Source organism: Bacillus sp. AFS029637 (assembly GCF_002584985.1).
Classification (GTDB): Bacteria; Bacillota; Bacilli; order Bacillales; family Bacillaceae_G; genus Bacillus_A.
In genome coordinates, this window is sequence record NZ_NUPZ01000033.1 from 70,237 (window position 1) to 84,666 (window position 14,430).

Sequence of the window (14,430 nt, forward strand, 5' to 3'; positions counted from 1 at the left end):
AAAATACTGTACAATGGAAGTAGAACCTCACCTTAGATTTTTTCTCCATACATACTACTCACAAATAATAGCAACACTACCATTGCTAACTGTTTTTACTGGAGGTGCTTACTTATGAGCAATTGGTACAGTAAGACGAAAGATCAAATATTGACAGATTTTAAAACAAATGAACAAAGCGGTTTAACAGCTGACGGCGTAAATGAGCGTTTAAAGCAGTTTGGCCCAAATGAATTAACAGCAAAACAAAAGCGAACTTTATGGCAGCGGATTTTTGCTCAAATTAATGATGTGCTTGTGTATGTCCTTCTTATCGCTGCCCTTATTTCTGCCTTTGTAGGAGAATGGGCCGATGCAAGCATTATCGCGCTCGTTGTCATATTAAATGCAGTTATCGGTGTTATCCAAGAGTCCAAGGCTGAGCACGCTTTAGAAGCACTAAAGAAAATGGCAACGCCTAAAGCTATCGTAAGACGTGGTGGTGAACTACAAGAAATTCCATCTGAACAAGTCGTTCCAGGTGATATTGTTATGCTCGATGCAGGACGTTATATCCCATGTGATTTACGACTAATCGAAACGGCAAACTTAAAAGTTGAAGAATCTGCTCTCACTGGTGAATCTGTCCCTGTTGATAAGGATGCACTTTATCATCCTTCTATGCAAACCGATGAACAAGTACCACTCGGCGATCAAAAAAACATGGCCTTTATGTCAACACTAGTAACATATGGAAGAGGCGTTGGTGTTGCTGTTGAAACTGGAATGAACTCACAAATTGGTAAGATTGCTACCCTTTTACATGAAGCGGACGATGATATGACACCACTTCAAAAAAGTTTAGCGCAAGTAGGAAAATATTTAGGGTTTGTCGCTGTAGCTATTTGTATCATTATGTTTCTCATCGGTTTTTTACAAGGACGAGATACGTTAGAAATGTTTATGACTGCTATTAGTTTAGCTGTTGCAGCTATTCCAGAAGGCTTGCCAGCTATCGTTTCCATCGTTCTTGCAATTGGTGTGCAGCGTATGATTAAACAAAACGTTATCGTTCGGAAACTACCAGCTGTAGAAGCTCTCGGTTCTGTCACAATTATTTGTTCAGATAAAACAGGTACGTTAACGCAAAATAAAATGACCGTTACTCACTTTTATAGTGATAACACATACGACAACTTAGAATATTTAAATGTGAATAATGATGCACAACGTCTGTTGTTAGAAAATATGGTGCTATGTAACGATGCGTCTTATAGTAGCGAATCCCAAACGGGGGACCCTACTGAAATTGCCCTTCTCGTTGCTGGAAGCACTTTTAACATGCAAAAAGAGGATTTAGAAAAGAAACACGAACGTATTAATGAGGTACCTTTCGATTCCGATCGTAAAATGATGTCAACAGTTCATACATACAATGAAAGCTACTATAGCATGACGAAAGGCGCTATTGATAAACTTTTACCTCATTGTACCCATATTTTTAAAAACGGCAAAATTGAGGTTTTAACTGATTCTGATACAAATCAAATATTAGACGCTGCCGGGTCAATGTCTCAAGAAGCTTTGAGAGTACTTTCATTCGCATTTAAACAATACACTTCAAACGATATCGATATAAATCATCTTGAAGAAAACCTCATCTTTATCGGTCTTGTCGGTATGATTGATCCACCGCGTACAGAAGTAAAAGATTCTATTACAGAATGTAAAAAAGCTGGCATTCGTACAGTCATGATTACAGGTGATCATAAAGACACCGCATTTGCAATCGCAAAAGAACTTGGGATTGCTGAAGAAAAATCTGAAATTATGATTGGAACTGAATTAGATACCATTTCGGATACAGAACTAGCAAGTAAAATTAATCATTTAAATGTCTTTGCGAGGGTCTCTCCCGAACATAAAGTGAAGATTGTAAAAGCATTACGCGACAAAGGTAACATCGTTTCCATGACTGGTGACGGCGTAAATGATGCTCCATCTTTAAAGCAAGCAGATGTTGGAGTAGCTATGGGCATTACAGGAACAGATGTAGCAAAAGGCGCCGCAGATGTGGTTTTAACAGATGATAACTTCTCATCTATCGTTAAAGCGGTTGAAGAAGGAAGAAACATTTATCTTAATATTAAAAAGTCGATTCTCTTCCTACTTTCTTGTAACTTCGGAGAGATTATAGCTCTCTTTTTAGCCATTTTACTTGGCTGGGCAACACCGTTACGCCCAATCCACATTTTGTGGGTCAATTTAATTACCGACACACTTCCTGCACTATCACTCGGTGTTGATCCTGAAGATTCAGATGTGATGAAAGAAAAGCCACGACGTGCGAAAGAAAGCCTATTTAGCGGTAGCATTCCTTTTCTCATTTTCAATGGGGTTCTCATTGGACTCTTAACGCTAGCAGCCTTTATCGTCGGGGCAAAACTCTATACTGGAGATACAAACTTATTTCCTCTTTTCCCAGAGAAAATCGATGAAGACGCTCTATTACATGCTCAAACGATGGCATTTGTCGTTCTTAGTTTTTCTCAGCTCGTTCATTCATTTAACTTGCGTTCAAGAACAAAATCCATCTTTTCAATTGGGATATTTACAAATAAATATTTAGTCTTCTCACTTCTTATCGGGGTTCTTATGCAAGTTTGTATCATCTCTATCCCACCTCTTGCAAATATATTTGGTGTACACGCATTAACAATGCGAGATTGGGGATTTGTTCTCTTATTAAGTATCGTTCCGCTCGTTGTGAATGAAATCATTAAATTAGTTAAGAGAAACTAAAAGGCAATGAGGACTCATCCTCATTGCCTTTTCATTTATCCCACTATTTGCCGGGCAGTAAAACTCCCACCTCAAAATTCAGCTTGAGCAAAGAAGTTAGGTGGTAGATTAACTGCCCATAAATGTCCGATTGGTGTGGGCTAATAATCAGTGGGGATGAACAAAACCCCACTGATTAAAGTTTCACTTTATCCTTGTAATTCTTTTTTGATGTTCTCTGTTAATGTAGCCATACGCTTGCGACTTTCTTCACGCTCACGTTTGTTTTGCTCTTCAATTTGTTGTGTTTCTTGCATACCTCTTGAAATAATATTCCAAGTTTCCTCAAGTGTTTCCATCTTAATACTAGAAGAACCTGATAATCTCGCTACTTCCACACTTTGCGTTGCAATATTTTGTGCATTTTTCTTAAGTAACTCATTTGTACGGCGATCCAGTTCAGCCATAGAATCTGCAACAAGCTTTTGACGCTTCGCATTCACCGCTTGAATGATACCATTTTTAAAGATAGGAATCGTTGTAATAAATGCTGTATTGATCTTACCAATTAATTTATTATTACCACGTTGAACCATACGAATTTGTGGTGCTGTAAGCAGCGCAACCATACGTGCTTTTTCTAAATCATCAATACGTTGTTCTAAAATTTCAACAGAGTTTTTAAGCGATTCTAATTCAATACCAGCTAATTGGTCATTATTACGTACGCGCTCTTCATACATCGGCACTAACTCTGTATTTAAACGCTCTAATAACATTTCCCCTGCTACTACGTATTTTTCTAAATCTAAATAATACTTTAAGTTTTGCTCATACAGGCCATCTAACGTACCAATTGATTTTTTCATTTCATCTTGATACTTCGTAATTTCCACGTATACTTTATCCATTTCACGGCCCATCGTTTGATATTTACTAAAGATTTGTTCAATCATTTTATCTGCTTTTTTGAACATACGTGAGAAGAAACCACTTTTCTCTTCCGCAAAGTCTTTGCTATCAAATCTGTCCATAATTTTACCAAGCTGTTTTAATAATTCACCAGAGTCTTCTATTTTTGATAAAGACATTGTATGTAAAATTTGATCAGCGAAACGTGAAATTTCCATAGATGGTTCTTTTCCAAGTTCGATTAATTCTAATTGATCTTTAATATCTACCGCATTATAAATACGTTGCACTTCCGCATCTTGTCTAAGTTGTAAACGCACATCTTGTGCCGTTTGCTCATTTAATTCTGTTTTCGGATCTAGTATGACTGGGTTATTCATATGGTATTCTCCCTTTCCTTATAAAAATGGACGAAATAGTCCTTTTATTGTTTGTGATAAATTTTTATAGGCTGATGAACCATGAAACTCAAGGTCGAAATTAACTTCTTCAAGCCAATGTGAATCAAATGCTCCTGCTTCAATATACGGTTCAATATCGTTTCTTCCCGTTGGATTAAAGTGGAATACATCTACTCCAATTTGATTTAAAAATAATAATAAAACAGCATCCGAACGAGTTAATTCTCCGCTCTTCTCATTATTAAATATAACAATTTTTGGTACCTCTTGTGAATAATCAAATTTCTCAAGTTGTTCTAAAATATTAGGTGGTATTTGAGAGAGCTGTGCGAAAACATATAGTGCTACCTCTTGTTTCGTCTCTTTCCCAATTGGTTTACATATTTCACTTTCACACGTATGAATGATTGCCTCTGCAATACCATGCTGCAATCCTTCAGGCAATCGCTTATGTGGCCACCAATGACTATTCATAATTAAATCAGGGTGTAATTTCCCAGCTCGATCTAACGCATCTCGATAATGGTATTGAAAATTCGCTTTTTGTTCTTTCGTAAACGGAAATGTATTAATTAATAAACTATTATCAAATGATGTAACAGCTTTTAATCGCTGAAAATATTCTTTATCATTTTTTGACACACCTGATATTTTTGCAAATAAAGACGGGATATAAATATGTTTATTTTCAACATAAAACGTTGGACGTACAAATGCCTTTTCTTTCGTAATTAAAAAGAGTTCATCATATGTCGTTTTTAGCGTACGCGCTACAGGTGTATACGAACGGAATTGCCACGGTTTATATAATAGTGAATTATCATGGTGGAGTACTTGCTCAATTTCCTTTGAAGCTTGATACGCTACCGTTGCGACGCGTTCACGACGACGATCGGGGAATGGTTCCAATGAAATACGGCTTTGGTGAGATACAACAAAAGTCCTGCCGTCCTCATCCACATTCTCAAATCCATCTTTTCCTTCTGGATGATAATAAAGCACGTCACAACCGAGCATAATAAGAAAATATAAAAAGTATATACGACTTTCCTGTGCATCACCATACCAAACGATACGTGGCATTTGTTTCTTATAATTAATCGTAGAGAACCACTTTGCTACGTAGTTTTCGCTTAATTTAATCATGTCGATTAAGAAACGACGGAAGCCCTCTGTCTTTAAAGATTGATTATGTTGTTTCTCATATAATTTCAATACAGAAATAAACGTTGTATGTATATGATGCTGTAAATCAGGGTTATCTACTTTCGGTAAAAGTTGTTTCCCAGATAAGTGTGCCACTAGCCTATTTACTGTCAGACCATTTGGTGCTTCTTGATGTAATCCAAACACTTCTTGAATATGACGAAGCTTTTCCGAATCAATCACTTTATTTAAATTTTGTTCGTGTAAAACTTCGATTCCTTTCGCTTCACTATAATCAAACAGTTCATTAAAATATTCATCTACATCATTAGGAACACCAAGGATTCGACTTGCTATATAACTAAATTTCATCTCATTCTCTGTCAGCTCATATTGTGGGCGTTTTTCTAAAAGTGTTTCAAATTGCTTTAAATCTGATTCATCTTTTAATGCATATGGTTGAAGTGTAAAACGTGAAAACACAACAGTTCACCTCCAAAAACATTTACGTTTTTTCTAAGTCCTTCTTCTATTATAAACTATTTTTGGTTATAAAAAATGGGCGCTCGTAAAACGAGCAAACCCATTTCAATTATTTATGATTATTTTTAGTAGCTGCAACTTCTTCTTTAGCTTGTCCAGAATTCTTCATGTAGTGAAGTATAAATGTTGCTCCAAATGCTACAACTAAAATAATAAAGAACATTGTATGACTCATTTCAATATGAATAACAGACAGTAGCATTTTTGCTGCAATAATTAAGATTAAAATATATGCTGTCGTTTCAAGTTCTGGAATACGTTCTAACAATTTTAAGAATACGCCCGCAATACCACGCATCATTAAAATACCAAGCATTCCACCTAATAGTAAAATCCAAACTTCATTTGATACACCAAATGCAGCAAGTACGCTATCTACAGAGAATGCGATATCCATTAATTCAACCATCGCAACTGTTCCCCAGAAGACACCGAACATTCTAAAGAGAATACTATTTTGGTTCATACCATGAGCTTCCTCGTCTTCTGCATTACCTTTTCTTTTATCAATGAAGTATTTAATTGAAAGCCAAGCTAAGTAAAGTGCACCTAACACTTTTACCCATGCTAATTTAATTAAGTACATTCCAATTCCAATCGCGATAAATCGGAATACATACGCTCCAATAAGTCCATAGAATAATGCTTTTTTACGTTTCTCTTCTGGAAGATGTTTTACCATTACCGCTAATACAAGTGCGTTATCAGCAGATAATAACCCTTCAAGTACAACAAGTGTACCGATTAAGCCCCAAGATACTGGATCCTGCAACACTTTAATCCACATGTCCAAGTCGAAAAACTGAGCATACGTATCAAGGATTCCTTGCAAAATACTCATCTTACCTTTATCCCCTATTCTTTGCTAGATTTATAGAAAGGTCAAAAAAAGGAAACGAATATCGTTTCCCTTCTATGCATCCAGGCCATACGCTCTTACAAGCGCACCTAATCCACCTTGGAATCCGCTTCCTACTGCATTAAACTTCCACTGTCCATTATGACGGTATAATTCACAAAAGACAACTGCTGTTTCAATGGAGAAATCTTCCCCTAAATCAAAACGAAGAACTTCTTCATTCGTTTCTTCATTTGCTAAACGAACGAATGCATTTCCGACTTGCCCAAAGTTTTGATTACGGCCTTCTCCATCATAAATTGTAACTGTGATTGCAATTTTGTGCACATCTGCTGGAACCTTTTTCAAATCTACAACAAGTTGCTCATCATCTCCGTCACCTGCACCTGTACGGTTATCTCCTGTATGTAAAACTGATTCACAAGGAGATTGTAAATTATTATAGAAAATAAAATCAGTTTCCTTCGTGCATTTACCGTTCGCATCTAATAAAAAGGCAGATGCATCTAAATCAAAATCAGATCCACCATCATAAGATTTAATATCCCAGCCAAGACCAATTACCGCTTTGGATAAACCAGGGCTTGTTTTACCTAAATCAATTTTCTGACCTTTTTGCAATTGAATAACCATATATTTTCACCTCTATAATTTAATTTTAAAAAATATATCCATCAGTAAATATATATTTACTGATGGATATATTAATCTATTACTCTACATCTAATCCAAAGTTATTACATAGAGAACCTAATCCACCTTGGAACCCACTTCCAATTGCATTAAATTTCCATTCACCTGCATGACGGTATAATTCACCTACTACTACCGCTGTTTCAATAGAGAAATCTTCTCCTAAATCGTAACGAATTAATTCCGCATTCTTTTCTTCATCTAGAATACGTACGAAAGAGTTAGAAACTTGTCCAAAGTTTTGGCTACGACCTTCTCCATCATAAATTGTAATTGTGAAGCAAATACGTTCGATATGTGCAGGTACATTTTTTAAATCTACTTTAATCGTTTCGTCATCGCCTTCACCGTCACCAGTTCGGTTATCTCCTAAATGCTCTACAGCGCCATTCGCACCTTTTGGATTATTGTAGAAGACGAAATCCTCCGCACCTGAAACTTTCCCATTCGCACCTACTAAGAAGATACTAACATCTAAATCAAAATCGTTTTGTCCATCATAACGATTCGTATCCCAACCAAGTCCTACAAGAACTTTCGAAAGACCTGGATTTGTTTTTGTTAAGTCTACCTTTTGTCCTTTTTTCAATGAAATTGATGCCATATTCAATTCCTCCTCGGTTTATTTTATTGATAACGTGATACAATCTCACTTAAGTTTTTATCTTGTGTGCCTTCTCCAACTGCTGAAAACTTCCATTCGTTTCCGTCTCGATACATTTCCCCTGCAATTAGAGTCATTTTGCCAGCGTAATTATCTGACAAGTTATAGCGTGCCAATTCTTCACCAGTTTGCGGGTTTTGAATACGAATATATGCATTACGAATCATCCCGAAATCTTGACGACGATTTACACAGTCATAAATATTTACAACGAATACTAAACGATTAATACGGCTCGGAACTTTATGTAATTCTACGAAAATTGTTTCGTCATCACCAGCGCCTTCACCTGTTAAATTATCTCCTGAATGAATAATACTACCACAAGTAGAAAGTTTGTTTCCGAAGTAAACTAAATCATTTTTGTTTAAAAAACGATCCCCTTCTAACATAACAACAGATGCATCACAATCTACATTTGGTTTACTTCCAAATAATGAAGACAGAAATCCACCTGATTGCCCAATTGGATCCCAGCCTAAGCCAACCTGTAGTTTTGCTACTTTTGGTTGTCCTTTCGTTAAATCGATCTTTTGACCTTTTTCTAAAATAATAGGCATGAAGTTTCTCCCTTTCTACAAAGCATTTTCCGAATCGGAAAATATTGTATTCTTCTTTTATATTGTAGCATTATTTACCTAGTGAGAAAAAGGATAAATTCTCAGTTATATGAAAACATTCATATAACTTATTTATGCCAATGTAAGAAGTGGTAAATAGCACCAATCATTCCTGCACAATTACCGTTTTGTGCAAGTTCAATCTCACAATTATTATAAATCTCTTGATTTAAGTATTTCCTGACCTCTTCTTTTACTTCTTTTAAGAACTGATTTCCTCTACCAGTAATCCCCCCACCTATAACAATCATTTCTGGATTAAAAATATAAGCAAGGTTACTAATTCCAATCGCTAAATGTTTAAAGAAAACCTCAACTGCTTGCGTAACTTCTCTATCTCCTTTATCATACAATTCGAAAATCGTTTTTCCATCCCAATCACTTTCACCTTTATATTTCCGTACAAGACGAATTAACCCCGAAATCGAAGCGACCTCTTCAAACGCCTTCCCTTCTATCAACATATTTCCCCATTCGCCAGCACTAAACGAATGCCCTCTGTATAACTCTCCATCTATAAAAATCGCTCCTCCAATACCAGTTCCAAGGGTGAGCATAATAAAGTTTCTTTTATCTCTTCCAACACCGTTCCACTTTTCTCCGAACGCTGCACAATTCACATCATTGTCAATGGATACAGGAACTTTTAATATTTCTTTCAATCTATCAATAATAGGAATAGTAGCGTAGTTCGGAATATGCTCTGTCCCTCCCGTTACAATCCCTTTATAAATATTAACAATCCCCGCAGTACTAATACCAATTCCCGCAATCGGATGTTCATTCATTAATTTTTTTGATAAAAGAATGAGTTTTTGAATAATTTGTTCCCCGCCCAAATGAATTTCTGTTGGAACTGTTTTATGCTTTAGTACTGTTCCTGTTCCTGAAACAATTCCATATTTAATTTGTGTACCGCCAATATCAAATGCAATATATTCTTTCATCTGCTGTCACTTCCTCTACTGTAATGAGTGTAGAATTCCACCACTCTACTATTTATAAATTGAAACTTTAATCAGTGGGGTTTTGTTCATCCCACTGATTATTAGCCTTCACCAATCGGACTTTTACGGGCAGCCCATTAATACGAGGTAAAGAATTTACACTAACTCTTTTCTCTCTTTAGAAATACACCACCTTTTTCTATATATAGTTTTTTTTGCATAAAACTCTTTTTCCAATGAAATATTACAAAGGGATGTATTTTAGATGGAATATGAATTTTTCAGGAGGAAATCAATGACGAAAATCTTCATTTTAGCATCAACACTTTCTTTATCTTTTTTTAGTGGTTTGAATATCGGTAATGCAGCAACAGAAAACTTCTCTCCAGTAACAAACGCGATTGTACAAAATAACGTTAATTTAGCAGAAGGCAACTCAAAGGATAATAATAAACCTCCAGGAAACAACGGTTCTCAAGATGATAGTGGTTCTGGCGGCAATGATTCCGATGGCAACAGTTCTGGTGGTAGCGGTTCTGGTGGCAATGGCCCTGGCGACAGTGGTTCTGGTGGTAGCGGTTCTGGTGGCAATGGCTCTGGCGGCAGTGGCTCTGATGGCAACGGCTCTGGCGGCAGTGGTTCTGGTGGTAGCGGCTCTGGCGGCAACGGTTCTGGTGATAGCGACTCTGGTGGTAGCGGTTCTGGTGGCAACGGCTCTGACGGCAGTGGCTCTGATGGCAACGGTTCTGGTGGTAGCGGCTCTGGTGACAGTGGCTCTGGTGGCAACGGTTCTGGTGGCAACGGCTCTGGTGGTAGCAGCTCTGATGGCAACGGTTCTGGTGGCAACGGTTCTGGTGATAGCGGCTCTGGTGGCAATGGTTCTGGTGGCAATGGTTCTGGTGGCAGTGGCTCTAGTGGCAGTGGCTCTAGTGGCAGTGACTCTAGTGGCAGTGACTCTAGTGGCAGTGGCTCTCAAGGCGGCAACCGTGTTAAAGGCGATAGCAGTTCCCAAGGTAGCAATGACTCTCAGGGCGGCAGCCGTGTTAAAGGCGATAGTAGTTCCCAAGGCGGGAATGTAAAAGATAACACGAAAAAACAAGGAGATACGTTACCTAATACTGCAACACATTATCCTGCCTCTATTTTAATGGGACTTTCAACATTCCTAATTGGTATGTCATTGTTTATTCGCCGTAAAAATGCAAAATAAAAACACATCCTTCCATCTAAAAAATACATAAAACGAATTATAATAATGAAAAGGACTTTGAAATGCATTTTATTATGCACTCAAAGTCCTTTTTATCCTCTATCAAAAAGCATATTAATACGCTTTTCCCCAATACACCATTTGCTTAGCATCTTTACCACAACAAATACATTCATCAGCTAAATGATCTTGTTCAAAAGGCATACAGCGTGAAGATACTCCAACTTCTTCTTTTAATTTTTCTTCACAAGCTAGGTCTCCGCACCACATTGCCTTAATAAAGCCTTGCTTTTCGTCAGCTACTTTTTTCATCTCTTCGAAATTTGTCACACTATATGTGTTCTCATCGCGAAATACTTTTGCTTTATTAAATAAAGAATGATGAATTTCCTCAAGTAGTGCTGGAATACGTTTCTCTAATTGATCCATTGATATAAATTCTTTTTCCTTCGTATCTCTTCTTACAAGTACGACTTGATTCTTTTCTATATCCTTTGGACCAACTTCTAAGCGAATTGGAATTCCCTTCATTTCATACTCATTGAATTTCCAACCAGGTGTTTTATTGCTAGCATCTACTTTCACACGTGCAACGTTTTGAATGCGCCCTTGTAACTCTGTCGCCTTTTCTAACACACCTTCTTTATGCTGCGCAATCGGTACGATAACAACTTGTACTGGAGCAACTTTTGGTGGCATTACAAGCCCATTGTTATCACTATGAACCATAATCAATCCACCTATCATCCTTGTTGATACACCCCAAGAAGTTTGATGTACATATTGCCACTTACCGTTACGATCTAAAAACTTAATATCAAATGCTTCTGAGAAGTTTGTTCCAAAGTTATGAGATGTTCCTGTTTGAAGTGCTTTCCCATCATGCATTAAGCTTTCAATTGTATAAGTTGCCTTCGCTCCGGCAAACTTTTCTTTTTCTGTTTTTTGTCCCTTAATGACTGGAATGGCTAGGTAATCTTCACAAAAAGCAGCATACAGATTTAAAATATTTAATGTTTCATTTTGAGATTCCTCTGCTGTTTCATGAATCGTATGACCCTCTTGCCATAAAAATTCAGTCGTACGAAGGAATGGTCTCGTTGTCTTCTCCCAGCGAACTACTGAACACCACTGATTATATAACTTTGGCAAATCATTATATGATTGCACAATCTTTGAAAAATGCTCACAGAATAAAGTTTCAGATGTAGGGCGTACACAAAGTCGTTCCGCCAACTTTTCATCCCCGCCATGTGTCACCCATGCTACTTCAGGAGCAAATCCTTCTACATGATCCTTCTCTTTTTGCAACAAACTCTCTGGGATAAACATTGGCATATACACATTTTCATGACCAGATGCTTTTAACTTTTCATCCATCACTTTTTGCATATTTTCCCATAAGGCATAGCCATACGGACGTAGAATCATACATCCTTTTACACTCGAATAATCAACAAGTTCTGCTTTTTTCACAATATCTGTGTACCACTGCGCAAAGTCCTCTTCCATCTTCGTAATCGCTTGTACTTGTTCTTTTGCCATTGTCAGTCTTCCTCCTTCTAGAAAATACAAAAAAGCCCGTGCCCCTAAATAGGGACCGAGCTTTGCCGGCGTTACCACCCTGATTCATGCACAAAAATTGCGCATGCTCTCTTTTTGATAACGGGAAATTCCCGCTGCATATGCAGAACGCAAAGGTAGGTTCCATATCGCCTTTTTAAGAATCTTTCAGCCTGACGGATTCTCTCTCTGCTAAAAAGGTTGAACATGTACTAGTCCTTTTTCATCGTTATAACGAAATAAATTTGTTGATTATCATAATATAGATTTCACCCTAAAACAAGAGTGAATTTTCTTATTTTTATATATTCTTTTCATTTTTTACAGTTTTATACGTAGCTTTTCCGCGTAATTTTCACAAGTTGATGTGCAATCATACCGATAAGTGTGCCAAGTAGAACGAAGAAACCAATAAATCCATATCCCATTCCTTCCCATCCACCAATAACCATCATTGTAACGGGAAAGGACGCTAAGCAAAGAAGTATTAAACTAAGTGCAAATATAATGTCGAACTGTTTGTCTGGAAACCGTTTCTTTAGTAAATACGAAATAGCAAATACAAGAATAATTGTGATGCCACCAATGATGTAAAAGATACCAAATCCATCTAGTAAATCCACAGTATTCCCTCCTCTCATTCATTCCCTTATACTTAATTATATGTTTAACTTTTCTGAAAATAAACAGTAAATTTTATTCAAAAACATATTTTTATTACTAGGTATTAATAGTAATATATAATAATAGGTTTCATATAATTAGGAGGATTACTTTATGGATAAAGCATTAACTAATCGTGTCATTATTTTATCATTCGACTGTTTATCAGCTTTAGATTTTCCTATACTACAAAAATTACCTCATTTCCAATCTCTAATAAAAAAGGGAGCAATTGTGGAAAAGGTAGAGCCCATCTATCCTTCTGTAACCTATCCAAGTCACTCAACAATCGTAACTGGTAATTACCCTAATAAGCATGGTGTTGTTAGCAATACGTTACTTCAACCTGGACGTGAATCACCAGACTGGCATTGGTACCGAAAATCAATCCAAGGAACAACATTATATGATCAAGCACATAAAGCAAATTTAACGACGGCTGCCCTTCTATGGCCTGTTACTGGAAGAGCAAATATTGATTACAATTTACCAGAAATCTTTCCAAATAGACCGTGGCAAAATCAAGTTTTAGTTTCATTATTTAGCGGTAGCCCACTATATCAATTAGATTTAAATCGTCGTTTCGGTCATATACGAAATGGACTGTCACAACCTGAACTTGATGATTTCGTACTTGCTTCTGCTGTGCATACAATCCAGACGAAAAAGCCTAATGTCATGTTTGTACATTTCACCGATTTAGACACCCAAAGACACTATCACGGCTTTGAATCAAAAGAAACAATAGCCGCAATTCATAGACATGATGAGCGACTAGGGAAAATTATTCAAGCTTTAAAAGATAGTGGACTATACGAAGAGAGCACTATTATCGCTCTTGGTGATCATAGCGCTTTAAGTGAAAACAAATCTATTCAATTAAATGTACTATTTCATCAAAAAGGGCTTATCTCCGTAAATTCAAAAGGAAAATTAGTAGACTGGAATGCTTATTGCCAAAGTTGCGATGGGTCCGCCTATGTATATGTGAAAGACAAAAACGATACAGATACGATTCGAGAAGTACAACTACTCCTTGAAGAACTGCTTCAAAATAAACAAAACGGAATTGAATTTATACTTCATGATGAAGATGCGAAAGAATGCGGTGCAGACGGCAATTGTTTATTCATGTTAGAAGCACAAGAAGGGTATTATTTCACTGAAAACTATACAGGGGATTTTATAAAAGAAATTACTGAAAAAGATGTTACTCCTAGTAAAAAATATACATTTGGAACTCACGGATACTCGCCGACAAAACCTAACTATGAAACAATTTTTATCGCTGCTGGGAAAGGTATTCAAAGCGGCGTTACCATCCCGTATATGAGACTAATTGATGAAGGCCCAACTATTGCTAGACTACTCGGTTTACACTTAGGTGAAACAGACGGATCAATTGTAGAGGATTTACTTCAATTGTAAAGAACTGTTTATATATGTAAA

General features: G+C 36.8%; 12 protein-coding genes and 1 other annotated feature. Of the genes, 3 read left to right on the top strand and 9 right to left on the bottom strand.

What is annotated here, in order from left to right:
- Nucleotides 1-114 precede the first annotated feature (114 nt).
- Nucleotides 115-2,781 carry a cation-translocating P-type ATPase gene (locus COE49_RS17620; protein ID WP_098945978.1) on the top strand — a complete coding sequence of 889 codons (2,667 nt, stop codon included), beginning with the start codon at nt 115-117 and terminating at the stop codon, nt 2,779-2,781.
- Nucleotides 2,782-2,969: 188 nt separating this feature from the next.
- On the opposite strand, the gene COE49_RS17625 is transcribed toward COE49_RS17620, so the two are convergent.
- From COE49_RS17625 to COE49_RS17655, 7 genes are all read right to left on the bottom strand, one after another.
- Nucleotides 2,970-4,052 (bottom strand): toxic anion resistance protein, encoded by a 1,083-nt coding sequence (locus COE49_RS17625; RefSeq protein WP_088231752.1) that lies wholly within the window; start codon nt 4,050-4,052, stop codon nt 2,970-2,972.
- An 18-nt stretch (nt 4,053-4,070) separates the two neighbouring features.
- A complete protein-coding gene (locus tag COE49_RS17630) occupies nt 4,071-5,702 on the bottom strand; it encodes a YceG family protein (RefSeq protein ID WP_088231753.1) in 1,632 nt (543 codons plus the stop codon).
- A gap of 109 nt (nt 5,703-5,811) precedes the next feature.
- Nucleotides 5,812-6,603 carry a TerC family protein gene (locus COE49_RS17635; RefSeq protein ID WP_088231754.1) on the bottom strand — a complete coding sequence of 264 codons (792 nt, stop codon included), beginning with the start codon at nt 6,601-6,603 and terminating at the stop codon, nt 5,812-5,814.
- Nucleotides 6,604-6,675: 72 nt separating this feature from the next.
- Nucleotides 6,676-7,254, bottom strand: a complete 579-nt coding sequence (locus COE49_RS17640) for a TerD family protein (RefSeq protein ID WP_088231755.1) — start codon at nt 7,252-7,254, stop codon at nt 6,676-6,678.
- 79 nt (nt 7,255-7,333) lie between these two features.
- Nucleotides 7,334-7,918: a TerD family protein gene (locus COE49_RS17645; protein ID WP_140417425.1), complete on the bottom strand. Its 585-nt coding sequence runs from the start codon at nt 7,916-7,918 to the stop codon at nt 7,334-7,336.
- Between the two features lie 23 nt (nt 7,919-7,941).
- On the bottom strand, nt 7,942-8,538 hold the full coding sequence (locus COE49_RS17650) for a TerD family protein (protein WP_088231757.1): 597 nt from the start codon (nt 8,536-8,538) through the stop codon (nt 7,942-7,944).
- Between the two features lie 128 nt (nt 8,539-8,666).
- Nucleotides 8,667-9,545, bottom strand: a complete 879-nt coding sequence (locus COE49_RS17655; RefSeq protein WP_088231758.1) for an ROK family protein — start codon at nt 9,543-9,545, stop codon at nt 8,667-8,669.
- Nucleotides 9,546-9,840: 295 nt separating this feature from the next.
- Here COE49_RS17655 and COE49_RS17660 point away from each other — a divergent pair, with 295 nt between their 5' ends.
- On the top strand, nt 9,841-10,755 hold the full coding sequence (locus COE49_RS17660) for an LPXTG cell wall anchor domain-containing protein (RefSeq protein WP_098357429.1): 915 nt from the start codon (nt 9,841-9,843) through the stop codon (nt 10,753-10,755).
- A 114-nt stretch (nt 10,756-10,869) separates the two neighbouring features.
- Here COE49_RS17660 and proS read toward each other — a convergent pair whose 3' ends face one another.
- Nucleotides 10,870-12,300 carry a proline--tRNA ligase gene (proS, locus tag COE49_RS17665; RefSeq protein ID WP_088231760.1) on the bottom strand — a complete coding sequence of 477 codons (1,431 nt, stop codon included), beginning with the start codon at nt 12,298-12,300 and terminating at the stop codon, nt 10,870-10,872.
- A 47-nt stretch (nt 12,301-12,347) separates the two neighbouring features.
- Nucleotides 12,348-12,554 (bottom strand) — a binding site (T-box leader).
- Nucleotides 12,555-12,647: 93 nt separating this feature from the next.
- A complete protein-coding gene (locus COE49_RS17670; RefSeq protein WP_060629394.1) occupies nt 12,648-12,941 on the bottom strand; it encodes a YesK-like family protein in 294 nt (97 codons plus the stop codon).
- A 154-nt stretch (nt 12,942-13,095) separates the two neighbouring features.
- Between COE49_RS17670 and COE49_RS17675 the strand changes: the two genes are divergently transcribed.
- Nucleotides 13,096-14,409, top strand: coding sequence for an alkaline phosphatase family protein (locus COE49_RS17675; RefSeq protein WP_098357428.1), 1,314 nt, complete (start codon nt 13,096-13,098; stop codon nt 14,407-14,409).
- The last annotated feature ends 21 nt before the right edge of the window (nt 14,410-14,430 follow it).